Annotated in this window: 26 protein-coding genes and 1 pseudogene; 1 reads left to right on the top strand and 26 read right to left on the bottom strand. The window is 55.0% G+C overall.

Features of this window, described 5'->3' with window-relative positions:
• Positions 1-3: 3 nt before the first annotated feature.
• The 25 genes from atpD to ispE all read right to left on the bottom strand — a co-directional run bounded on the left by atpD (position 4) and on the right by ispE (position 22,310).
• A complete protein-coding gene (gene atpD / locus BM159_RS08210) occupies positions 4-1,416 on the bottom strand; it encodes a F0F1 ATP synthase subunit beta (protein WP_093729048.1) in 1,413 nt (470 codons plus the stop codon).
• A gap of 15 nt (positions 1,417-1,431) precedes the next feature.
• Positions 1,432-2,331 carry an ATP synthase F1 subunit gamma gene (atpG, locus tag BM159_RS08205; protein WP_093913766.1) on the bottom strand — a complete coding sequence of 300 codons (900 nt, stop codon included), beginning with the start codon at positions 2,329-2,331 and terminating at the stop codon, positions 1,432-1,434.
• 7 nt (positions 2,332-2,338) lie between these two features.
• Positions 2,339-4,198: a F0F1 ATP synthase subunit alpha gene (atpA, locus tag BM159_RS08200; protein ID WP_245763683.1), complete on the bottom strand. Its 1,860-nt coding sequence runs from the start codon at positions 4,196-4,198 to the stop codon at positions 2,339-2,341.
• A 107-nt stretch (positions 4,199-4,305) separates the two neighbouring features.
• Entirely contained in the window at positions 4,306-4,788 is a 483-nt protein-coding gene (gene atpF / locus BM159_RS08195; RefSeq protein ID WP_093913765.1) for a F0F1 ATP synthase subunit B, read from the bottom strand.
• 60 nt (positions 4,789-4,848) lie between these two features.
• The gene (atpE, locus tag BM159_RS08190) at positions 4,849-5,100 is read right to left on the bottom strand and encodes a F0F1 ATP synthase subunit C (RefSeq protein ID WP_093729045.1); all 252 of its coding nucleotides are present in this window, start codon (positions 5,098-5,100) and stop codon (positions 4,849-4,851) included.
• Positions 5,101-5,166: 66 nt separating this feature from the next.
• The gene (atpB, locus tag BM159_RS08185; protein ID WP_093913764.1) at positions 5,167-5,853 is read right to left on the bottom strand and encodes a F0F1 ATP synthase subunit A; all 687 of its coding nucleotides are present in this window, start codon (positions 5,851-5,853) and stop codon (positions 5,167-5,169) included.
• A 24-nt stretch (positions 5,854-5,877) separates the two neighbouring features.
• On the bottom strand, positions 5,878-6,267 hold the full coding sequence (locus BM159_RS08180; protein ID WP_177205974.1) for a hypothetical protein: 390 nt from the start codon (positions 6,265-6,267) through the stop codon (positions 5,878-5,880).
• A 286-nt stretch (positions 6,268-6,553) separates the two neighbouring features.
• On the bottom strand, positions 6,554-7,711 hold the full coding sequence (gene wecB / locus BM159_RS08175; RefSeq protein WP_093913762.1) for a non-hydrolyzing UDP-N-acetylglucosamine 2-epimerase: 1,158 nt from the start codon (positions 7,709-7,711) through the stop codon (positions 6,554-6,556).
• A 16-nt stretch (positions 7,712-7,727) separates the two neighbouring features.
• Positions 7,728-8,732: a glycosyltransferase family 4 protein gene (locus tag BM159_RS08170; RefSeq protein WP_245763682.1), complete on the bottom strand. Its 1,005-nt coding sequence runs from the start codon at positions 8,730-8,732 to the stop codon at positions 7,728-7,730.
• A 15-nt stretch (positions 8,733-8,747) separates the two neighbouring features.
• The gene (locus BM159_RS08165; protein WP_093913761.1) at positions 8,748-9,218 is read right to left on the bottom strand and encodes a deoxycytidylate deaminase; all 471 of its coding nucleotides are present in this window, start codon (positions 9,216-9,218) and stop codon (positions 8,748-8,750) included.
• A 22-nt stretch (positions 9,219-9,240) separates the two neighbouring features.
• Entirely contained in the window at positions 9,241-9,861 is a 621-nt protein-coding gene (gene upp, locus BM159_RS08160; RefSeq protein ID WP_093913760.1) for a uracil phosphoribosyltransferase, read from the bottom strand.
• Positions 9,862-9,893: 32 nt separating this feature from the next.
• Positions 9,894-10,436, bottom strand: a complete 543-nt coding sequence (locus BM159_RS08155; protein WP_093913759.1) for a TIGR01440 family protein — start codon at positions 10,434-10,436, stop codon at positions 9,894-9,896.
• Between the two features lie 2 nt (positions 10,437-10,438).
• A complete protein-coding gene (rpiB, locus tag BM159_RS08150; RefSeq protein WP_093913758.1) occupies positions 10,439-10,876 on the bottom strand; it encodes a ribose 5-phosphate isomerase B in 438 nt (145 codons plus the stop codon).
• 147 nt (positions 10,877-11,023) lie between these two features.
• Positions 11,024-12,130: an L-threonylcarbamoyladenylate synthase gene (locus tag BM159_RS08145; RefSeq protein WP_093913757.1), complete on the bottom strand. Its 1,107-nt coding sequence runs from the start codon at positions 12,128-12,130 to the stop codon at positions 11,024-11,026.
• A gap of 29 nt (positions 12,131-12,159) precedes the next feature.
• Positions 12,160-13,365: a N5-glutamine methyltransferase family protein gene (locus BM159_RS12175; protein ID WP_245763681.1), complete on the bottom strand. Its 1,206-nt coding sequence runs from the start codon at positions 13,363-13,365 to the stop codon at positions 12,160-12,162.
• A complete protein-coding gene (prfA, locus tag BM159_RS08135; RefSeq protein ID WP_093913756.1) occupies positions 13,366-14,433 on the bottom strand; it encodes a peptide chain release factor 1 in 1,068 nt (355 codons plus the stop codon). It abuts the gene before it with no gap.
• Positions 14,427-15,392: a DUF1385 domain-containing protein gene (locus BM159_RS08130; RefSeq protein WP_093913755.1), complete on the bottom strand. Its 966-nt coding sequence runs from the start codon at positions 15,390-15,392 to the stop codon at positions 14,427-14,429. Before BM159_RS08130 ends, prfA begins: the two co-directional genes overlap by 7 nt.
• Before the next feature lie 72 nt (positions 15,393-15,464).
• The gene (gene rpmE / locus BM159_RS08125) at positions 15,465-15,674 is read right to left on the bottom strand and encodes a 50S ribosomal protein L31 (protein WP_093913754.1); all 210 of its coding nucleotides are present in this window, start codon (positions 15,672-15,674) and stop codon (positions 15,465-15,467) included.
• Between the two features lie 302 nt (positions 15,675-15,976).
• Positions 15,977-16,663: an aminoacyl-tRNA hydrolase gene (pth, locus tag BM159_RS08120; protein ID WP_093913753.1), complete on the bottom strand. Its 687-nt coding sequence runs from the start codon at positions 16,661-16,663 to the stop codon at positions 15,977-15,979.
• 48 nt (positions 16,664-16,711) lie between these two features.
• Positions 16,712-17,545, bottom strand: coding sequence for a polysaccharide deacetylase family protein (locus BM159_RS08115; RefSeq protein ID WP_093913752.1), 834 nt, complete (start codon positions 17,543-17,545; stop codon positions 16,712-16,714).
• Between the two features lie 155 nt (positions 17,546-17,700).
• On the bottom strand, positions 17,701-18,657 hold the full coding sequence (locus BM159_RS08110) for a ribose-phosphate diphosphokinase (protein WP_093913751.1): 957 nt from the start codon (positions 18,655-18,657) through the stop codon (positions 17,701-17,703).
• 169 nt (positions 18,658-18,826) lie between these two features.
• A complete protein-coding gene (locus BM159_RS08105; protein ID WP_093913750.1) occupies positions 18,827-19,795 on the bottom strand; it encodes a bifunctional UDP-N-acetylglucosamine diphosphorylase/glucosamine-1-phosphate N-acetyltransferase GlmU in 969 nt (322 codons plus the stop codon).
• Between the two features lie 110 nt (positions 19,796-19,905).
• On the bottom strand, positions 19,906-20,727 hold the full coding sequence (locus BM159_RS08100; RefSeq protein ID WP_093913749.1) for a nucleotidyltransferase family protein: 822 nt from the start codon (positions 20,725-20,727) through the stop codon (positions 19,906-19,908).
• A gap of 9 nt (positions 20,728-20,736) precedes the next feature.
• Positions 20,737-21,453: a GntR family transcriptional regulator gene (locus BM159_RS08095; protein WP_093913748.1), complete on the bottom strand. Its 717-nt coding sequence runs from the start codon at positions 21,451-21,453 to the stop codon at positions 20,737-20,739.
• Positions 21,450-22,310: a 4-(cytidine 5'-diphospho)-2-C-methyl-D-erythritol kinase gene (gene ispE, locus BM159_RS08090; protein WP_093913747.1), complete on the bottom strand. Its 861-nt coding sequence runs from the start codon at positions 22,308-22,310 to the stop codon at positions 21,450-21,452. Before ispE ends, BM159_RS08095 begins: the two co-directional genes overlap by 4 nt.
• Positions 22,311-22,650: 340 nt before the next feature.
• Between ispE and BM159_RS08085 the strand changes: the two genes are divergently transcribed.
• On the top strand, positions 22,651-23,559 hold the full coding sequence (locus tag BM159_RS08085) for a YitT family protein (protein ID WP_093913814.1): 909 nt from the start codon (positions 22,651-22,653) through the stop codon (positions 23,557-23,559).
• Between the two features lie 114 nt (positions 23,560-23,673).
• Here the strand turns inward: BM159_RS08085 and BM159_RS08080 are convergent.
• Positions 23,674-23,845, bottom strand: a pseudogene (locus tag BM159_RS08080) (IS200/IS605 family transposase); the annotation flags it as partial.

Raw genomic sequence — 23,845 nt, 5'->3', positions numbered from 1 at the left:
GAATCACTCCACTTCCATGCTCTTGGCCTTCGCGATAGCATCATCAATCGTGCCGACCATGTAGAACGCGCCTTCCGGCAGATCGTCATGTTTGCCTTCCAGGATTTCCTTGAAGCCGCGGATCGTTTCCTTCAGCGGAACATACTGGCCGGGCTGACCGGTAAACTGTTCAGCTACGAAGAAGCTCTGGGACAGGAAACGCTGGATCTTACGGGCACGGGCAACGGTAATCTTGTCATCCTCGCCCAACTCTTCCATACCCAGAATCGCGATGATATCCTGCAATTCTTTATAACGCTGCAGAATAGCCTGTACGCCACGGGCTACCTTGTAATGCTCCTCGCCCAGAACCTGCGGGCTCAGAATACGGCTGGTGGAGTCCAGGGGATCCACGGCCGGATAAATACCAAGCTCTGCAATCTGACGGGAAAGTACGGTAGTAGCATCCAGATGGGCGAATGTTCCTGCAGGCGCGGGGTCAGTCAAGTCATCGGCAGGAACGTATACAGCCTGTACCGATGTGATGGAACCGTGCTTGGTAGATGTGATCCGTTCCTGCAACGCGCCGATGTCATTAGCCAGCGTAGGCTGATAACCTACGGCGGAAGGCATACGGCCCAGCAATGCGGATACTTCGGAACCAGCCTGGATAAAACGGAAAATGTTATCGATGAAGAGCAGTACGTCCTGACCGCCTACATCACGGAAGTATTCTGCCATGGTCAGACCGGACAGACCTACACGCATACGCGCTCCGGGCGGCTCGTTCATCTGACCGTAAACCAGTACGGTCTTGTCGATAACGCCGGACTCCTTCATTTCGCCCCAGAGGTCGTTGCCCTCACGGGTACGCTCGCCTACACCGGCGAATACGGAATAACCGCCGTGGGCCGTAGCGACGTTGTGAATGAGTTCCATGATCAATACTGTTTTGCCTACACCGGCGCCGCCGAACAGACCTACCTTACCACCCAGGGCATAGGGGGCGATCAGGTCAACGACCTTGATGCCCGTTTCCAGGATCTGCTCGGAAGTGGCCTGGTTTTCCAGGGCCGGAGCAGGACGGTGAATCGGCCAGTAGTCGGCCGCTTCAACTTTTGTGTCATCATGATCCACGGTTTCGCCCAGTACGTTGAAAATACGGCCCAGGCAGCCGGGACCCACGGGAACCTTAATAGGCGCCCCCGTGTCAATTGCATCCATACCGCGTACGAGGCCGTCCGTGGAGCTCATGGCTACGCAGCGGACAACATCTTCACCGATATGCTGCATTACTTCGGCAGTCAGGTGAATCTTGATGTTTTCACCTACCGTGCCGTCAATATGAATAGCATTGTAGATCGCAGGGAGCTGTTTCGGCGGAAACTGAATGTCGATAACAGGACCCAGGACCGTTACAATTTTGCCAGTCGTCATCAATGCTTTCCTCCCTTAACTGTTCAGCGCTTCCGCACCGCCGACGATTTCGTTGATTTCGTTCGTGATGCCAGCCTGGCGGGCCTTATTGTAAGACAGCTCCAGGTTGCGGATGAGGTCCGACGCGTTATCAGTGGCACTGCTCATCGCAGTCATACGAGCGCCCAGCTCGCTGGCGGCGCACTGCATAAGCGCGGCATAGATCTCCGTTTTTACATAATATGGCAGCAACTGTTTGATTACGTCTACCGGGTTAGGCTCGAAAATAATCTCGTTAGCCGAAGCCTGAGCCCCGGACGCCGAACTGGCCGTCTCTTCCGCCGCAGCAGGCGGAACGATGGGCAGAACATGCTTCGTCACCGGGGTAGACGACAGCGCCGATTTAAACTCAGTATAGATCAGCACAACCTCATCCACGGAGCCGTTCAGGAAAATCTTGATGGCTGCGCGGGCGATGTCGTTCGCGTTTTCATAACTGGGCTTATCGGAAAAGCCAAACAGCGCCTCGGAAATATCATACCCGCGGCGGCTGAAAAATTCCTTGGCCTTACGCCCTACCGTAATCAAAGTGTAATCGTCGCTGTCCATCAATTCCATCTGGGCGTGTTTCAGCACATTGGAATTGTACGGACCAGCCAAGCCCTTGTCGGAGCTTACTACAATGTAGCCGGTACGCTTAACAGGTCTCTGCTCCAGCAGCGGCATGCTCTTGGGATCGATATGCCCCAGAACGCTGCGGTCGCTTACCGCGTCCTGCAGAAGCTGTTTAATCTTTTCGGCAAAGGGCTTGGTGGTAATGGCGCGTTCCTGCGCCTTACGCAACCTGGCGGACGCTACCATCTTCATGGCTTTGGTTATCTGCCTGATATTGGTAACGGATCGCATATGCCGATGTATTTCGCGTGGGTTTGGCATAAATCAATCACCTCGCTTCACTGGAAGCAAAGGTCTGCTTAAAGTTCTTGATTGCGGTCTTGAGAGCCTCTTCATTGTCAGAGGTAATCTTTTTCTCCTTTTTAATGGATTCCGCAACCTCGGGGTTGTTGGAAGCCATGTACTGCAGGAGTTCAGATTCAAAACGGCCTACATCGGAAACCGGGATATCATCCACATATCCGTTGGTCGCCGCATACAGGGAAATAACCTGTTTTTCGACAGGCATAGGCTCATACTGCCCCTGCTTCAGGATTTCCGTCATGCGCTGGCCGCGGTCCAGCTGCGCCTTGGTAGCCTTATCCAAATCGGAACCGAACTGTGCGAAAGCAGCCAGTTCGCGGAACTGGGCAAGGTCCAGACGAAGGGTGCCCGCTACGGATTTCATAGCTTTGATCTGGGCGCTGCCGCCTACACGGGATACGGACAGACCTACGTTGATAGCAGGACGTACGCCGGAGTAGAACAGCTCGGATTCCAGATAGATCTGACCGTCGGTAATGGAAATTACGTTCGTAGGAATGTAACCGCCAACGTCGCCGGCCTGGGTTTCAATAATAGGCAGAGCCGTGATGGAGCCACCGCCAGCCGCTTCATTACGGCGCGCAGCGCGTTCCAGCAGACGGGAATGCAAATAGAATACGTCGCCGGGGTACGCTTCACGTCCGGGCGGACGGCGCAGCAACAGCGACATGGCGCGGTATGCAACCGCGTGCTTGGACAGATCATCGTAAATGATCAGGACGTCTTTCTTCTGGTCCATGAAATACTCAGCGATGGTTACGCCGGCATAGGGAGCCAGGAACTGCATGGGCGCGGGATCTGCTGCCGTAGCGGCAACAATGATCGTATAGGCGTTGGCGCCGCGCTCTTCAAATGTCTTGGACAGACGGGCAACACGGCTCGCCTTCTGACCAATTGCTACATAAATACAGATAACGCCTGTATCCTTCTGGTTCAGGATGGTATCGATTGCAATAGCAGACTTACCGGTACCGCGGTCGCCGATGATCAGCTCGCGCTGTCCGCGTCCGATAGGAACCAGGGCGTCAATTGCTTTGATACCGGTCTGCAGCGGAACGTCTACCGATTTACGGTCGGCAATACCATAGGCCGGGGATTCAACACAGCGGGTCTCGCTGGTGCGGATTTCGCCCTTGCCGTCGATGGGCTGGCCCAGTGCGTTAACGATGCGGCCCAGCATGGCCTCACCTACCGGAACTTCCATGATGCGGCCGGTACGGCGTACTACGTCGCCCTGCTTGATCATCTGGTCATTGCCCATCAAAACGATACCGACCTCATTCGGGCGAAGGTTCTGTACCATGCCGGTTACGCCGTGAGGCAGTTCTACCAGCTCGGAAGCCATAGCGCCGCGCATGCCCGTTACCGTAGCGATGCCGTCGCCTACCTTCTCAACAATACCGAATTCTTCCAGGTCAACATCGGCCTTGTAGGCCTGAACTTTGGCAGCAAGGGCTTCAGCGATACCCTTGGGAGCGGAAAGGCTCTGCCCCACCATATCTACCTTGCCTAACTCGCCTTTGACACGCTCCAGCTGGCGTTTGGTGCTGGCGTCATAAATCTGGTCGCCGATCTGCAGAATGATGCCTCCGATAAGGGACGGCTCCACTACAGTTTCAAGGGCAACCTTCTCAGCGCCGAGACGGGCGCCGATCAACTTGGCTACGGCAGCCGTTTCTTCCTCGTTCAGGGGCGCGGCTACCGTAGCTTTGATTACGGCGGCGCCGTCCTTGACGCAACGTTTAACGACTTCCGGATTCACCTGCAGACCCTGCAGGCTTTTATCTATGAAAGAAAGCTTTTCATCCTTCATATTGTTATCCATCACCTCCATATCTCCCGCTTTCAGGCGGCGAGATTGCTTGCGGCATAAAACCGCAAGGCTTCAGCCGGCTGCTTAGCCGGAAATACAGTCTCTAAAAAGAAACTCGATTACTTGTTCAGAACCTTGTCTGCTGTCTTGGCGATCAGTGCCTGATCCTCAGCGCCGGTAAGCTTTTCGGAAACGACTTTGCCGGCAATTTCCGTGGCGAGGGAGATTACCTCGGTACGGACGTCAAGCATAGCCTGCTGTTTCTCCTGCTCAATATGTTCACGGGCAGTAGCCATGAGCTGTTCTTTCTCTTCCTGAGCCTGAGACATAAAGTCATCATGAAGTTTCTGACCAATCTTGTTGGCCTTATCAACGATTGCAGTCGCTTCCGCACGGGCGTCAGCCAGCTGCTGCGCATACTGTTTCTTCAGTTCCTCGGCCTCCAGGCGGGTCTGCTCCGCAGAGTCAAGGTTATTGATGATACGGTTACGGCGATCATCCATGACCTTCAGCAACGGCTTATAGCAGAACTTAGCCAGAATAGCTAACAGGATTATGAAGTTCAGGACCTGCGCAATAATGGTTGCATCAATATTTACCAACTTCCCACACTTCCTTTTCTATAAAATACTTCTGTTCGGGTGTATCGGGATTCCTGACTATCAGCCTACAAACGGGTTGGCGAATACAAGAACGATCGCGATAACGATGGCGATAATAGGCATGGATTCAATCAGGCCTACAGAGATGAACATGGTAACCTGAAAGTTGGACGCCTGCTCGGGCTGACGGGCCATGCATTCAATCGTCGTGCTGGTAACACGGCTGTTGCCCAGCGCTGCGCCCAAAGCCGCACCGGCACCAATCAAACCTGCAGCAAGTACAGAAGCTACTACCATAAGAGCATTTTCCATTTGTAAAATCTTCCTTTCTCTTAATAAAAATAATAAATTTTTTTAAACAGTCCACAACTGTCAATATCAGCCGTGAACAGCTTTAAATACGGGTGCTAAAGCAACAATGGTCAGCATCGTGAAGATAAAGGCCTGTAAAAAACCGATAACAAGGCTGAATCCGATCCAGATGTCGGGAACCAGCCAGGGGGTCAGCCTGTTCAGGACGACCAGCAGAATTTCGCCGGCCAGGATGTTACCGAACAGACGGGCTGCCATGGTAATGGGGCGGGCAAAATCTTCCAAAAGATTAAGCGGGAGCATGACCGGCGTCGGCGAGATAAGATGCTTGAAATATCCCAGACCGTGACGGGCTACACCGATTATATATACCAGAACGGCAACCATAACCGACAGCCCCAGCGCCACGTTAATGTCGTTGGTAGGTGAAGTGAAATGCACGCCAACGGCAGGCAGCATGCCCAGTTCATTGCCTACGAAGATGTAGAGGAACAAGGTGATGATGAACGGGGTCATCAGGCGGCGTCCTTCAACGCCCATGTTCTTTTCCATCAGGTCTCCCAGCCAATCGATGAACATCTCCACCACGTTCTGCACCCCCGAGGGAATGAGCTTACGCTGGCTCGTAGCCACCGCAACAATGATGATAACGATAGCCATCGTAAGCCAGGACATATACAGTGTCTGCATATGAACGGTGGTACCTAAGAAATCAATCTTCTGGGGTAAATAATGAATAATCTCTGGACCCATATTATTCTCCTTTCCTCACGGCCCTCAGCTTACCTTCTTCTGCTCTTTCCGGCCCGTGAAAATTAACAGATTTACTACCAGCGCAAGATGCATCAGCGTAAATACGACGAGCATCCAAACGATACCGGCATTATACCTGAAAACCAGGTACAGCATAACAAGCGCCAGAACAAGGCGTTTCACAAAATTCATAAACACCCGGAACTTAAGTTCCCTCTCTGACATCCTGTTGAAGCCCTTCAGTATGCTTATCACAAGCAACAGACTGTCCAGCAGGCTCCAGACGATACCGACCCCGACCCCTGTCAGCGCAGGTTTCATCAGCAGGGCGACACTCACAACCACCGCCGCTGCTATATAAACCTGGCGCCTGTAAAGTCCGGCCAGCGCCACGACGATCTCGCGTTTGTCCATTCCCTGAAAGCTGAACATGTTGCTCCTTGTGCGCGGGAGTATACCCCAACGGCGATTATATTTCAATCAACATAATTGCGTCTCCAGGGCATACCTCAACCCAAAATACAACCTATAAATCATTTGTATTTTACAATAAAATCGACATTTTGCCAACACCTTTTTGAAAAATGTGTAAATTTTTTACCCTGACCGGAAAAACTTGCGCAACGATTTTCACAAACCGTCCTCTTCTGTAGTTATGACAGGTCATAAAAAGGTGGCAGTCACCGTATCACGTATTAAATCAACAACCTTTAAATTCCTCCGGGGGCGCTACCGGATATCCCTTTGCCGACAGGACAGCCCGCACGATCCGTTCACAGGCCCGGCCGTCCCCGTAGGGATTCACCGCTTCCGCCATGGAACGGTAATAAGCAGGGTCTTCCAGCAGCCGGCAAGTCTCTTCCTTCACCACGTCATACCCTGTGCCCGTCAGTCGGACCGTACCCGCGGTCACCGCTTCCGGACGCTCCGTGGTATCCCGCAGCACCAGCACGGGCTTGCCTAGCGCCGGCGCTTCCTCCTGGATGCCTCCGCTGTCCGTCAGGACGATATCCGCATGGTTCATCAGGTTGGCAAAAGGTTCGTAGTCCATAGGTTCCGTCAGGTACACTCTGTCGGTACCCGCCAGTTCCGCCTGCACCACTTCCCGCACTTTGGGATTTTTATGCACGGGGAAAATCGCCGCCGCTTCCGGATGCTGTTCCAGGGTTGTTTTCAGCGCCCGGTACACCTGCCGCATGGGTTCACCCAGGTTCTCCCGCCGGTGGGTGGTCATGAGGATCAGGCGTTTGCCGCTGGCCAGCGCCTGCATAATGACCGGATCATCAAACACAAAATCCTTCTGCACCGTGGTATTCAGCGCGTCGATGACCGTATTTCCTGTCACAAAAATATGGCTTTCCGGCACATTTTCCTTTAACAGATTCTCCCGGCTTACCGCCGTGGGAGCGAAATGGAAATCCGCCAGGGAACCGGTCAGCTTCCGGTTCATTTCTTCCGGGTAGGGAGAAAACTTGTTGCCGGTACGCAGGCCTGCCTCCACATGCCCCAGTTCAATCTGGGCGTAATAGGCCGCCAGTGACCCGGCAAACGTTGTTGTGGTATCGCCGTGGACCAGAACCAGGTCCGGCTGCGTTTTGGCAATGACCTCTTTCAGCCCCAGCAGCGCCTTCACCGTAATGTCGTACAAGGTCTGCCCGCTGGTCATGATGTTCAGGTCATAATCAGGCTCTATGGCAAACAGGCGCAGCACCTGGTCCAGCATTTCCCGGTGCTGGGCTGTGACCGCCACAACGGGTTCGATATAATCCGTATATTTCCGCATCTCCAGCACCAGCGGACACATTTTGATGGCTTCCGGCCGGGTGCCGAATACTGTCATGATTCTCAGTTTCTTCAAAGCAAGACCTCCTTACTCAGGGGTTCCGTAAAATACCTATCTTCTTTGCGCCCAAAGCCACCGCGATCACAATCACAACGATCACCGCAGCCGCAACATACACATTGGCCATAGCCAGCACAAATGCCCCCAGGCTCAGGATGATGCTGATGGCATACATCAGCAGCACCGCCTGTTTCTGGGTCAGTCCCAGCGCCAGCAGCCGGTGGTGCAGATGCCCCTTGTCCGGCTGGAAGATCGGCTTGCCGTTGCTGTAACGGCGCAAAATGGCAAATGCCGTATCCATGATCGGCAGTCCCAGGGCAACCGCCGGCACGATCAGCGCGATGGTAGCCGCAGTCTTCACCGCGCCCAGAATCGCAATCGCCGCCAGCATATAGCCGATGAACATGCTGCCCGTATCCCCCATAAAGATGGTGGCCGGATTAAAATTATAATGGATAAAACCAAAAATACCCCCGGCCAGCGCCGCCGTCAGAGTCGCCACGGGATAATAACCCTGATGCACCGCCACCAGGATGATGGTAATGGAAGCGATGCCGGACACACCGGCCGCCAGTCCGTCCAGCCCGTCGATCAGATTGACCACGTTAATAAAGCTGATGACCCAGAAAATCGTAAACGGTATAGACAGATATTCCAGATAGAAGTAACCGCCCAGCGGATTGTTCAGCCACTCAATCTTTATATCAAAGGCCACCAGGATACAGGCAGCCAGAATCTGTCCCAGCAGCTTCACTTTGGCAGGCAGGGAATACTTGTCGTCCAATATGCCCACGATTACGATCCAGGCGCCGCCCAGCAGGATTCCCATCAGATCCCGTGTAATGGGCAGACTGCAGACAACCGCAAGGACACAGGCCAGAAAAATAGCCAGTCCCCCCAGTCTGGGCATGATATGGGTATGCACTTTTCTTTTATCAGGTTTATCCACTGCCCCGATGGCAAAAGCCAGCTTCTTAACATAGGGTGTCAACAGAAAACTGGCCAGCAGGGCAATGACAAAAGCTAAAATATACAAACAACAGACCTCTTCCTATTTTTGTTCCGCGTCCAGCACTTCCACCCGGATCCCGGAACCTGCCAGCATATCCTCCGCCAGCTTGTCGGGGTAAGGATCTTTAAACACGATCCGCTCAATGCCCGCGTTGATCAGGATCTTCGTACACACGACACAGGGCTGGTTCGTGCAGTACAGGGTACCGCCTTCTACCGAAACGCCATGAACCGCAGCCTGTACTACCGCGTTCTGCTCTGCATGGATCCCCCGGCACAGCTCATGGTTCTTGCCCGAAGGCACATGCAGCTGTTCCCGCAGGCAGCCCACTTCCCCGCAGTGGGGCATTCCCTTGGGCGTGCCGTTGTAACCGGTAGCAAGAATCTGTTTGTTTTTCACGATGACTGCGCCAACGCTGCGGCGCAGGCAGGTGGAACGTTTGCTGACCACCTGGGCAATTTCCATAAAATAATGGTCCCAGTCCGGCCTTGCTTCACTCTTATTGCTCATTATAATCCTCTTAACTCTCCGCTTACAGTGTGCCGAAGACCCGGTCGCCCGCATCTCCCAGACCGGGAAGGATATAGGCTCTTTCATTCAATTCACGGTCGACGGCAGCCGTGTAGATTTCCACGTCCGGGTGCGCTTCGTTGATAACTTTAATGCCTTCCGGCGCCGCTACCAGCACCATGAGGCAGATGTTATGCAGGCCTTTCTCCTTTAACATGGTAATCGCCGCCGCCGCGGAACCGCCGGTCGCCAGCATGGGGTCTACCACGATGCATTTCGCGTCCATCTGCTTGGGCAGGCCGCAGTAATATTCCACCGGTTTATGGGTTTCCGGATCGCGGTACAGACCGATATGCCCTACATGGGCATGCGGAATCATGGCCAGCACGCCGTTCAGCAGTCCCAGCCCCGCGCGCAGGATCGGAATAATGGTCACTTCCCCTTTCAGGCGGGTTCCCGTCATCTTTTCCAACGGCGTCTCGATTTCAAAGGGTTCCGTTTCCCAGTTCTTGGTCACATCGTAAGTCATCAGGGAGGCAATTTCGCCCAGCAGTTCACGGAAATTCTTGCTGTTACAGGTCTTGTCCCGCATCATGGTCAGCTTATGGGCAATCAGCGGATGATCTACTACATGTACGTTCATGGGTAAGGCTCCTTTCATGTAATTAATATATGTTAAAAATACTTTGCCCGCTCTCCCCCGATCAGGGGCGGACGTGTCCGGGCCGCCGTCAGTATTGCTTCGCCGACGGTTTTCACCCGGAGACGCACCGGCACCGCAACCCGTTTCAGATGCATGCCGATCAGCGTCTGTCCGATATCCATGCCTAAATCAGCAGTTACAGATTCCACCACCACCGGACGCGCAAACAGTTCATACGCCCGGCTGGCCGCGCTGCCGCCGGCTTCCGGCACGGGATGTACCGTGACCTGGGTCAGGCCGAAAGCATCCATCGCCGCCTCTTCCACCACCAGCGCCCGGTTCAGGTGCTCACAGCACTGGACCGCCAGATACAGCCCGTGGGCACGGGTCACAGCCAGCAGCGCCGTAAGGATTGCTTCCGCCGTTTCCGGCGAACGGGCTGTCCCGATTTTGGACCCCAGCACCTCACTGGTGCTGCAGCCCAGGACAAAAATCCGTCCCGGTTTCGGCTGCGCCGCCGCGATCAGTTCTTCCGCAGCCGACGTTACCGCAGCCGCAATCTGTGCTAACTCCATCTTTATTCCTCTATCGCCATAATCTTGTTCACCCGGCGTTCATGACGCCCGCCGGCAAATTCCGTATCCAGCCAGGCATCCAGGATGGATAGGGCCAGTCCGGGGCCCAGCACCCGCTCGCCCAGGCAGATGACGTTGGCATTATTATGCTCCCGGCTCATGGTGGCGGAAAATACATCGCCGCACAGAGCCGCGCGGATCCCTTTGACTTTATTGGCCGCCATGGACATGCCGATGCCCGTGCCGCAGACCAGGATCCCCCGCTCCGCATTGCCGTCCGTAATCTCCCGGCAGACTTTTACCGCGATGTCCGGATAATCGCAGGATTCCTCTGTATAAGTCCCCGCGTCCGACACCTCAATGCCCCGTTCCGCCAGATGCTGTTTCAGCACCTCTTTCAGGTGGATTCCTCCGTGATCACTGCCGATTACCAGTTTCATGTCCCGCGCCTCCCATGGATTTAATTGCGATGGCATCCCCAGATACTGTGTTATTCCGCAGGCAGTTCCGTATTCATTGCCTGCCGGTTTATGACTTGCTTATTCAATCTATTTTATCACAAAAACAGGTACTGTACCACTTATTGTTTATGAGAACAGAAATTCCGGAAAACCGCTGCCGTTTTTTACGGTTATGCCGCCTTCCTCCGCCTGCAGGATCTGGTAGCCCGCCGCTTTCCGCAGCCGGTTCATCACCGCCAGGCCCAGGCCTTTTTCATCCACGCCCATGGCGATGATCAGTTCCGGCGACACCCTGTCAAAGTCACGCAATACTTCATACAGGTGTTCCGCCAGGTCCGCTTTTCCCTGTCCCCAGGAAAAAATCTCCGCAGTATGGCCGCGGCGCAGGCTTTCCTCCAGCCGTCCTTTCACCGCGTCGTCACACAGAACCCCGATATGCAGCCCCTGTTTCTGCGCTCGCAGGACAGCCTCCGTCAGCCGCTGCGCCGCCAGTGTCCCTTCATACAGGTACATGGGCGCCTTCGGTGCGTAATGCCGGTATTTCATCCCCGGCGCTTTAGGACGCAGGGCCGGGTCCCCGTTCAGGGCGGGGTCGATTTCTACCGCGCCCAGCCGCTCTTCCAGCATTTCCCGGGTAATACCGCCGGGCCGCAGGATCGTAGGCACGGGAGAGGTTGTATCTACAACCGTGGATTCCACTCCGATGCCGCAGCTGCCGCCGTCCAGAATCCCCGCTACCTTGCCTGTCATATCGTCCGCCACGTCCTTCGCGTTGGTAGGACTGGGCTTGCCCGACACATTGGCGCTGGGCGCCGCGACAGGACAGCCTGCCGCCCGGATGAGAGCCGCCGCCACCGGATGGGACGGCATTCGGATCGCCACCGTGTCCAGCCCGGCCGTCACAATGTCCGGCACCAGTTCAGAGCGGGGCACCACAATGGTCAGCGGTCCCGGCCAGAAGGTATCCATCAGGGCCCGGGCGTTCGCGTTTAATCCGCTTGTTAAAGGATATATCTGTTCGGTATCCGCAATATGCAGGATCAGCGGGTTGTCCGCCGGGCGGCCCTTGGCCGCAAATATTTTTGCCACAGCCTCTGCGTTTAACCCGTCCGCCCCCAGCCCGTACACTGTTTCCGTGGGAAAAGCCACCACCTCTCCCGCCGCAATCAGGCCGGCCGCTTCCGCAATGGCAGCTTCCGGATTCTTTTTTACTTCCCAGAACTTTGTTTCCATGACTCTATTCCCCTGCGCAATCCAATTTATCAAAAAAGTTTCTTCACCCATTCCGCTTTGGGACTGCCCGGCCTCGCGGCAAAGACCATCCGGTCAATGCCGGCATAATCGTTCACCACCGCCGTCACCGCAAAGCCCTGTTCACGGCACAGGGCAGCCACGGCTTCCCCCTGGCCGATGCCCACTTCAAAGGCAGCCAGTCCGTCCGGTTTCACATGCTGCGGCAGGCCTGCCGCAATCTTACGGTAGGCATTCAACCCGTCTTCTCCTCCGTCCAGCGCCAGCCGCGGTTCTTTCTGCACATCCCGGGCCAGGGTACCGATGACCTGCGCCGGGATATAGGGAGGATTGGACACCACAATGTCAAACTGCGCTTTCGCCGGCACCCGGGACCAGATATCCGACTGCAGGAACCAGGCGCGGTCTCCCACGCCCAACAGCGCCGCGTTTTCTTTCGCAACGGCCAGGGCCTCCGGCGAAATATCCACCGCCAGCCCCCGGCTTTCCGGCAATAATTTTAATAAGGAAAGAAGAATCGCCCCGCTGCCGGTCCCCATATCCAGGATATCGGGGCCTTTGTTCCCCGATTTTTCCTGCACGGCTGCAGATTCTGCCTGCCATGCCATGCCGGCCCGCTCCGCCGCCTGGACGGCTACCGCTTCCCGGTCTGCCACTTCCTGCTGCCAGACAGCCGCCTTTTCCGGGTCCGTTTCGTCCCGCAGCTTTTCCGAAGAAACCGCTTTCACCTTCTCAGCGGCGGCTTTCGCCTCCTCCGCCTTTTTCCGCCAGAACGTTTCCTTCTCCAATTGGGTCAGGCTCTTCCCCGTACAGCACTGTACCAGCTTTTCCACCAGCAGTTCCGTTTCCGGACGGGGGATCAGCACGGCGGGCGTAACGTTAAACTCCCACTGCAAAAATGCTTTTCTTCCGATAATATAGGCCAGCGGTTCCCAGGCAGCCCTGCGCAACACGAATTCCCTGTATTTTTTCAGTTCTTCCGGCTGCAGTTCCTGCTGCAGGCGCATGAACAGGTCGATCCGGCGGCAGCCCAACACGTCACAAAGCAGTACCTCCGCGTCCAGGCGTGGATTCTCCAGGCCCTTTCCGGAAAAGTACTGCTGTGTCCATTGCAATATTTTATTTACAGTCCAAACGGCCTGTTCTGTCATTCTTTTCTTCCATTCTGCCCGCAGGATGCTGCTGTGGTTTTCTTCAGCCTGCGTTTCCTCCGGCAATCATTTTACCTGCTGTAATTTTTCTGCCTGGCTCGCCGTAGCCAGCGCGTCCAGCAGCTCAGACAGATCCCCGTTCACGATGGTATCCAGCTTATGCAGCGTCAGGCCGATCCGGTGATCGGTGACCCTGCCCTGGGGATAATTATAGGTACGGATCCGCTCGCTGCGGTCCCCGGTGCCCACCTGGCTCTTCCGTTCCGCCGCTTCCGACTGCTGCTGCTCCTGCTGTTTCATCTCCAGGATACGGGAACGCAGCACCCGCAGGCATTTTTCCCGGTTCTTCAGCTGGGACTTCTCATCCTGGCACTGGGCCACGATGCCTGTGGGGATATGGGTCATGCGCACTGCGGATTCCGTCTTGTTGACATACTGCCCGCCGGCGCCCCCGGCCCGGTAGGTATCGATCCGAATATCTTCCATGCGGATATCCACGTCCACCTCTTCCGCCACCGGCAGCACCGCCACCGTGCAGGTAGATGTATGGATCCGCCCCTGGGATTCCGTCTCCGGCACCCGCTGTACCCGGTGCACGCCGCTTTCAAATTTCATGCGGCCATAAGCCCCGGCACCGGAAATCTGGGCTACCACTTCCTTAAAGCCGCCCAGCTCCGTGGGGTTGGCGTCCATCAGTTCCACGGACCAGCCCATGGTATCCGCATACCGGGTATACATGCGGAACAGAACCTCCGCAAACAAGGCCGCTTCTTCCCCGCCGGCCCCGGCCCGGATCTCCAGAATGATATCCTTGTCGTCGTTGGGATCGCCGGGCAAAAGCAGCAGAGTCAGCTTCTTCTCATAGTCCTCCAACACCGGTTTCAGGGATTCCGCTTCTTCCCGGGCCATCTCCGCCAGTTCCGGATCGCTGTTTTCTTCCGCCACGGCCATATCGTCGTCATACAGGGCTTTCTGTTCCTTATATTCCCGGTACACGTTTACGATTTCCTGCAGTTTGGCATGGGCCTTCGCGTATTTCTGATATTCCTTCGGGTCGGAAACCACCTCCGGGTCGGACAGCTTCGCTTCCAGATCCAGATACTTTTCTTCGACCCCGTGTAATTTTTCTAACATGTCTTTTCCTCACAGGAGACCGGTACAGACACCGTCTCCGCCACAGCCGGCGCCTGCAGCGCAATCGCGTCCGGCACCTGCATCTCCACTTTCTGCAGCTCATCCTCCGGCAGCACCGCTTTTACGGAAGCGATGGCCACTTCGATCATCTCATCGTCCGGTTCCCGGGTGGTGAGTTTCTGCAGCAGAAGTCCCGGCATAATCAGCCGGTGCACCCAGGGTTTGTCGTTATTCTTCCCCGCAAAGCGGATCAGTTCATAACTGAGGCCCGCCACTACCGGCATCAGCACGATCCGGGACAGGATCCGTTCCAAGAGGCCGGGCCAGCCTAAAAAGGCAAAGATAAAGATGCTGATGAGCATGACGATCATCAGGAAGTTGGTGCCGCAGCGGGGATGCAGCCGGGGAAAGGTCCGCACATTCTCCACCGTCAGGGGCATGCCCGCCTCGTAGGTGAAAATCGTCTTGTGCTCCGCCCCGTGGTACTTGAACACCCGCTGGATATCTTCCATGGAAGATATGGCGGCAATATAAACCAGAAAGATGCCCATGCGCAGAAAGCCTTCCGCCAGGTTCAGGGTCAGGCTGCTCTGGGTCCACTGCTGCAGAAAGCGCATGGACCAGGTGGGAACAGCAATAAAAAGACCGACAGCCAGGGCCACGGAGGTCACCATGGTCAGGGCCATCTCTTTATCATCCATCTGCTCGTCTTCCTCGCCGGACACCTGGGCGGAATAGCTGAGGGCCTTCATGCCCATGACCAGCGATTCCACCAGAGCCACCACGCCCCGGAGCAGCGGCTTTTTAAGAATAGGATAGCGGTCGGCGATACTGTTGACCGGTTTCACGTCCACGTCAATGGTACCGTCCGCCTTGCGGACTGCCACCGCCACGTCTTTGGGACCGCGCATCATCACGCCTTCGATGACCGCCTGCCCGCCAATACTCAGTTTTGCCATAGTTTACACTTTTGTCAAAAAAGGTCTGAATACAACTACAGCAGAGCCGAAGCTCTGCTGTGTGAGTTGCTTTTATTTGCTTTCTACATTGTAACGCTTGTTGAACTTTTCGATACGGCCGCGGGCGGCTACGCTGCGCTGCTGGCCGGTATAGAACGGATGGCATTTGCTGCATACGTCCACGCGCAGCTCCGGTTTGGTGGAGCCGGTGATGAAGGTGTTGCCGCAGCCACAGGTTACTTTGCAGTCAGTATAAAATTTCGGATGGATTTTTTCTTTCATTTCTATGCACCTCTTTTTTTATTTGCATTAATATTACCCGACATTAACGCTTCACTATAATATCACACTCTTTTGCAGAGCGCAAGTGGCAGTTTTGAAAAATTTTGTTATATGTATGTAAGTGATGCCGGCAGGGAAAGACATAAGCAAAACTTCGAGCGGGTTGCGTCATTCCATGAGATGAAATGCGACGTCGTGGCGAGGCTGTTTGAGGGACGGAGTCCCGAGTTCCGAAGCCACAGGCGAATGAATCCATGGAATAGCAAACCGTGAGCGTTTTGCGATGTCTTTTTCTGCCTGCCTCACTCATTTGTACTATCTACAACTTCTTTTTCAGCCGTTTCTTGTTCTGCAGCAACTTTTTCAGTTGCTTCTTTTTCCTCAGCTTCTTTTGCCGCGCGTTTCTTCGCTTTGGCCGGTTTGGTGTTGAACTGTTGCATCACCTTGCTGAGATCGCCGTCTTCTTTCAACCACAGCTCTAATGCGTCCGCCATTTTTTTCACCGCTTCTTCAATAAGCTGCCTGTCATCACCGGCAAAACGCTGCAACACGTGGCTGATTACCGCCTGCTGCTCGTGGACCGGATGGCCGATGCCCAGCCGGAAACGGGGAAAGGCATCCGTCCCCAGGTTGCTGATAATGGATTTGATACCGTTATGCCCGCCGCTGGAACCGTTCTTCCGGATCCGGATGGTTCCCAGGGGCAGGTCCATATCGTCATGGACCACCGCAACGTCCTCCGGGGCAATATTAAAGAAGTGGGCCCAGGGACCCACGGCATTGCCGCTCAGGTTCATATAGGTTGTCGGTTTCAGCAGAAACACCTTTTCCGGCGCCCGGTACTCCACGTACATGGCGTTCCGGTCCGTCCGCCAGTTTCCTTCCAGATTCCAGCGCCGGGCCAGTTCGTCCGCTACCATAAATCCGATATTATGCCGGGTCTTATCGTATTCCTTTCCGATGTTCCCCAGTCCCGCTATGATTTTCATCTGTTTATCCCTCAAACTTTATATCTTATCCCGCGCTGTAGTTCCGCGTTACTGTCCGGGCCGCTTCTCCGCCTGAACATATTCTTCCAACGATACCAAATGATACCCTTTTTCCCGCAGGCTGTCAATGAGAAGCGCGGCTGCGTCCACCGTTGCCTTGCGGGATGCTTTGTAAAAAGGGCTGTCCCCGTCATGCAGCAGGACGATGGCTCCGTTTTCCGCCTTATCCATCACCCGGTTATGGATTTCCTGTTTGCCGATCCCCGTCCAGTCCCGGGGAATCACCGACCAGTTCACCACCGTCAGTTTTTCCGCGGCAGCCACTTCCATCACGGAAAAATCCCGGAAGCCATGGGGCGGCCGCCAGTACACCGGTTCTTTACCGGTAATGTCATGCAGCACTTTTTTCCCAAGCGCCAGATCTTTCTGTCTTTCTTCTTCCGTCAGCTTCAGGAAGTCCCGGTGCCGGAAGGCATGCAGACCCACCGTATGTCCTTCGGCCAGCGCGCGTTTCACCAGCTCCGGATGCCGCTGCGCCTGTTCCGCCACCAGAAAGAACGTGGCATGCGCCTTCTTCTCTTTCAGTACATCCAGGAGGCGGTCCGTATAAGGCGGATAAGGTCCGTCGTCAAAGGTCAGGGCCATATACCCGGCTGTTGCCGGAACCACCCCTTTGCCGGGCAGATCCTGCAGACGGTTCACGGTGATCCCATAACTGTTTCCCCACGGGTACACAGCCGCCGCCAGCGCGCCGGAACCTGCCAGCAGGCAGACCACTGAGGCCACCGCCGCCAGCTTACGGGACACATTTCCCCGGCGCCCGGCCCAGAGAATAACCAGGGCCGCCAGATAAAAGGCCCCCATGATACATAATACTCGCATAAATACTACCCTTTAAAGAGGAACCCCGTCACTGCATCTGCACGGAAACAAATGCGCAGACGCATGCACCGCGGTTTCCTTAATCAGAATCCCTTACTTACCAAAAATAAAAGAAAGGCTCCGCATACCGTGACACGGAGCCTGATAAAATCCTCTTATACCTCTTCAAACAGCTGGCTTACCGACCAGTCGTTAAAGATGCGCAGCATGGTTTCTGCCAGGATCGGGGCAATAGACAGCACCTTGATCTTGGAGTGTTTTTTCTCCGGAGCCAGCGGTATGGTATTGGTCACTACCAGTTCCGTAATATCCGAAGCAGCAATACGGCTTATGGCCGGAGCGGTCAGGATGGGATGGGTGCAGCAGGCATAGACTTCCCTGGCCCCAAACTTTTTCAGCGCCTTGGCGCCTTCAGTCAGGGAACCTGCCGTATCTACCATATCGTCTACCATGATGGCCGTCTTGCCTTCCACGCTGCCGATAAGGTTCATGACTTCCGCCACGCCCGGTTCCGGACGGCGTTTATCAATAATGGCCAGACCGCAGTTCAGGCGTTCCGCGAAGACACGGGCACGGCTTACGCCGCCCAGGTCAGGAGAAACTACGATCATGTCCTTCAGATTTTTTTGTTTGATATAATCAGCCAGTACGGGAGCTGCCGGCATATGATCCAGCGGGATATTGAAGAAACCCTGGATCTGGGCCGCATGCAGGTCGATGGTCACCACGCGGGTAATGCCTGCGCACTGCAGGATATCCGCCATCAGCTTGGCCGTAATGGGCTCGCGGCCCCGGGCCTTACGGTCCTGACGGGCATATCCGTAGAAGGGGATCACCGCAATAATATGATTGGCGGAAGCCCGTTTGAAGGCATCTGCCATGATCAGCAGTTCCATTACGTTATCATTGACAATGGGTCCGCATGTGGGCTGGACAATAAACACATCTTTGCCGCGAACGCTTTCATTGATCATTGCCTGCACTTCGCCGTTGTTAAACCGGTTGATGACCGCATCACCCAGCGTAGTCCCCAGATAAGCCGCGATTTCCCGTGCCAGGTCCGGATTTGCGTTACCCGTAAAAATCCTGAATTTGTCTTCATTTGCCAACATTTGGACTTCCTCCCCGTCTCCCATGGATTCCTGAAATGACTTGCCGCAAAGTTCTTTTTTAAAATCCCTATTTAGTATATACCAAATCCCCTGTTTCCTACAAGTATTTTTATTACGGAAAAAATGGGTTAAATATGTTTATACTTCTTCTAAATAAGTTTATGCTTCCTTATTTCTTCACTTCACAGTCATGCATATGGGTAAACCCGCAGCGGCATCCGTCTGCCACTTTCACGTTTTCCAGGCGCACATTGGGACCAATCTCACAGTCTTCCCCAATCACGGTTTTCCCCTGCAGCCAGGTATACGGATAAATGGTGGTATCTGGCGATATCTTTACACTTTTTTCAATAAAGGTTGATGCCGGATCCATAACCGTTACGCCTTCGTCCATGAGTCTTTCCAGAATGCGGCGGCGCATGACGCTTTCCGCTTCGGCCAGCTGGCGGCGGCTGTTTACGCCCATGATCATCTCGCTGTCGGCAGTGACCACACCGCCCACCTTTTTGCCCATGGCCCGCAGTTTGGCCAGCACGTCCGTCAGGTAATACTCGCCCTGGGCGTTATTGTTGCCCAGTGTCCGCAGCACTTCAAACAGGAGCGGGGCTTCCACACAGTAGTTTCCGGTGTTGATTTCCTTAATCAGCTTCTGTTCTTCGGAAGCGTCTTTCTGCTCTACGATGCCGGCCACGTCCCCGTTGGCGTTCCGCAGGATACGGCCGTAGCCGAAGGGATCTTCCATCATGGCGGACATTACGGTGGCCGCCGCGCCGGATTTTACATGCTCCGCGTAAAACTTCTTCAGCTCTTCCGCTTCCAATAACGGCGTGTCGCCGCACAGGATCATCACCGTGCCGGTAAAATCTTTCAGGGTATCCGCCGCCTGCAGCACCGCATGACCAGTCCCCAGCTGTTCGGCCTGCAGGGCAATCCGGGCCCGGCTGCCTACCAGTTCCCGTACCAGTTCCGCGCCGTGGCCGATCACTACCACGTTGTCACGGCAGCCTGCCGCTTCCGCCGCGTCCATCACATGCTCCAGCATGGGATGCCCGCCTACTTTATGCAATACCTTGGGCAGTTTGGACTTCATCCGTGTGCCTTTGCCTGCCGCGAGAATTACCGCCGTTAAGTTTGCCATCGTTCTTCTCTCCTTTAATCCCTGAGGTTATTCTGGCCTGCCCAGATTGTTATTTGAAAACGCAAAACCTGCTTATCCATTCGCCTCATTATAATATGCAGCGGACAGAATTACAAATACTTTTCCGCTTCCGACCATTCTTCCGCCTTATCCAGATCCGTGCCGATGCAGGCGTGATCCGTGATAACGGCCCGGCCCCGGTAACCGAACAGGTCCGAGACCTTTTTCTCCACATCTTCCAGAGACAATTGATGCAAAAGCATCTTCAGAATAAAGAAAGGGCCCAGCCAGGCTGCCAGTTTCACCGGGTTCTTGCGCAGGGCAAAAACCTCTTTCATCTTTTCGATGCAGCCCGGAAATAAATCTACGGAAACCAGCGAAACATTGCCGCCGGTAAAATCACCTTCTTTTAAATGAAAGAACGTGCGACGCAACGACGGGAATTCCCGCAGACAGGCTTCTTTCCGCACAATGGCATAGACCCCGTCCGCCTCCGCCGCTTCCGCCCGGGCAATAAAGTCGTCCAGGGCTTCGCCGGTCAGAAACGGAAGGTCATCGCATACCGTTGCAACTTTTGTAATATTTTCATGCCCCGGCTGCTCCTGCAGTTTCCGGATCGCCGCCGCCGCGCATTCCGCCATGCTGCCGTCACAGGCGCATAACAGAAGACCCGGAACGGCCGCCTGCCGGAACGCTTCCCGATGCGCGCTGTGGGTCACCAGGACCACGGACGCGATACGCGAACTTTTCCGCACGCCGTCCACGATATAATCCAGCAGACGCCGGCCCTTCAGTTCCGCCAGCGCCCTGGCCCGTTCCCCCTGCCCCGGCAGGGTAACCGTGCCCGCCCCGCCGGCCAGGATGATCAAATCATATTTAAAGAGACGCCGGCTGTCCAGCGTCTCCCCAGGTTTCGTCATTTCTGTATTCATGGTTTTCCGTCACTGTTTAGCCGCAAGGGAATTGTGGAGTTCCTCGCCGCCCTTCCGCTCCGACATGGCAGCCATCAGAGTCCGTTCCGCGTTTTCCAGATGGATGCGGGCGGCTTCCTGGCTCTTCTCCACGTCACGGGCCGCGATGCTTTCCACCAGGCGTCGATGCTCTTCCTGGGTATCTTTCAGACGCCCCGGATAGCGCATGGATACGCCCCGGATCACCGTAATCTGTTCCCGCAGGTTATTGATGATGTTGCGCAGCCGTTCGTTGCGGCTGGCCTTGTATAACACATCGTGGAATTCGATATCCGCTTCCACCACTTTGGCCATATCATTCTCTTCAATGGCATTGCCCACCTTTACCAGCAGGCGCTGCAGTTCTTCCAGTTCCTCATCGCTGATGCGTTCGGCCGCCAGTCCCGCCGCCAGGGTATCCAGGCTGATGCGGATCTCGTACACGTCGTTGATGTCCTTGATGGACATATTGGAAACATAGGTGCCCCGCCGGGGAATCATCACCACAAAGCCTTCCATTTCCAGCTTGCGGATCGCTTCCCGCACCGGGGTGCGGCTTACGCCCATCTCGTCCGCCATCTGGATTTCCATCAGGCGTTCCCCCGGCGCGAAGACGCCGTTGATGATTGCTTCCCTGATGTGTTCGCACACCAGCTCCCGCAAAGGTTTATAACTGTCCAGACGAATCTGTTCCAGATGTCCGCTCATACATTCTTCCTCCCCGTCATATACGCAACCGCCGTTTCCAGACGCTGCGCCTGCAATATCCCGGCTATCTTCTCGCCGGTCTCTTTATCTTTTACAATTCCGAAAACCGTGGGACCGCTGCCGCTCATCATAGCAGGCTCCGCCCCGTTCTCCAGCATCTGCCGCTGAATCTCCCGGATCTCCGGATGGGCGCCTGCCGTCACCGGCTCCAGCACATTGCCGAAGCGGCGCAGCACACCCTGCACGTCACCGTCCCGTACCGCCTGCGTCATACCTTCGATATCCGGATGGACCACATTTTTCTGCTTGTCAAACTCCCGGTACGCCCAGGGCGTGGAAATCTCCAAGGCCGGTTTTGCCAGCACCAGCTGCAGCGGCGGTAAATCCGGCAGCGGGGTCAGTATCTCGCCCCGGCCGGTTGCCAGCGCCGTTCCCCCGGCTACACAAAAAGGAACGTCCGAACCCAGCTTCGCGCCCAGCCTCTCCAGTTTTTCACCGGACAGATCCAGTTCCCAGAACCGGTTCAGGCCCCGCAGCACCGCGGCGGCGTCAGTGCTTCCCCCGGCCAGCCCGGCCGCCAGGAACACTTTTTTCTCTATATGGATATGCACCCGCGGCTCCCGGTGGGCATATTCGCCCATGAGCACCGCTGCCTTCCAGGCCAGGTTGGACGGTCCCCCCTCCAGACCGGCCAGGTCCGTGGTCACTTTCAGTTCCGGACTCTCCGTAAAGGTTACCGTATCCGCCAGGCTGATCGTCTGCATCACCATGGCCACTTCGTGGTACTTGTCCGGACGCAGCCCCAATACATCAAGCCCCAGATTGATTTTGGCATACCCTGTTTCCGTCAGCTTCATTCACGATTTCCTTATCTCTTCGGCAACCCGCGCGTTATGTGAAAACAGTCCGGCCGGATCGCCTTACCCAAAAGCAAAATAATACTGTATACAAAATACCTACCATATTTTAGCACATTACAGCCATTTTTTAAATATTTGCTTTGGAAAAAATGATTTTGCCTAATTGAACCGGCCAAATTATTTAAACTACCCCCTTGCATTTTTTTGCGGGAGTGGTATGCTATGTAAGTATTTTCTGTTTGACCTGTTTATGAAATTTAACCGGCAACAGGAACTGATGCATTTTCTGAAAACGTTTACACATAGAAATCTGTTTGACTTCAAGGAGCTATATAGCATGAATAAACAAATAAAACGTTACCTCACTATCACGCTGGGAACCTGTATCTCCGGCATCGCGCTGAATGCTTTCTTCCTGCCCCACCATTTACTGAGCGGCGGCATCACCGGCCTGGGCATGATCCTGTACTACCTGTTCGGCTGGCAGGTCAGCGTCACCAACATTATTTTCAATATCCCCCTGTTCATCCTGGCCTATAAACTGATGAGCCGCAACTATTTCATCAGCGGCATCTACGGCACCCTGGTCCTGTCCTTCTTCCTGCAGCTGTTCGCGCCGCTGCAGCAATTGACACAGGTCCACGACCCCATGCTGAGCTGTATCGCCGGCGGCGTGCTCCACGGCATCGGGCTGGGCACCCTGTACCGGGTGGGCGGCAGTACCGGCGGCAGCGACATCATTGGCGCCATCGTCCAGAAATTCTACAGCATCAGCATCGGCACCACCGGTTTCCTGATCAACATTGTGCTGCTGACGGCAGGGGCTTTCTTCTTCGGACTGGAACCGGCCCTGTACACCCTCACCGCGTACTTCATCGTATTTAAAGTTTCCAACGCCTTCACCGACGGCTTTGACTTCAAGAAAAATATTATCATCATCAGCGACCGCAACGAAGAAATCGCGGAAGCCATCATCAAGATTGTAGGCCGGGGCGTCACCTATATCGAAGGGGAAGGCGCCTACACCCACCAGCACCGGAAACTGCTGTTCTGCGTGGTCAAGCTGACCCAGGTGGCCAAGATCAAACAGCTGGTCAAAAAGCTGGACCCCTTTGCCTTCATGATCGTACAGGACGCCAGCGACGTGTTCGGCCGGGGCTTTACCCAGCGCACCGACCACACCGTACAGCGCCCGCCGGAACTGCGCACCGGCTGGAGCGAAATGGGCGAAGCGGAAAAAGTGTAATTCAAATCGCTTCCACCCCTTCAAGGGGTGGTTCGCTTAGCCCTATAAGGGCCCAACACAGGCCAGCGCCTAAATGACGCTGGCTTTCACTTTGTTCAAGCCGCAGTGGTATGACTACTTGCTACCCTTAAAAGGGTCTTCGTATTCTTTACTGAATAACGAATCTTCCATTTGATCCATCTTATCCTGTTCCCGGATATATTTCTGTATGGTTTGCGCATTCAGCCCTACCGTACTAACGTAATATCCGGTTGCCCAGAATTTTCGATTTCCAAATTTATATTTC

Source organism: Succiniclasticum ruminis DSM 9236 (assembly GCF_900112895.1).
In the GTDB taxonomy this organism is placed as follows: Bacteria; Bacillota; Negativicutes; order Acidaminococcales; family Acidaminococcaceae; genus Succiniclasticum; species Succiniclasticum ruminis.
The sequence above is the reverse complement of the archived record's forward strand: the minus strand, read 5'-3'. Positions and strand labels throughout refer to the sequence as shown.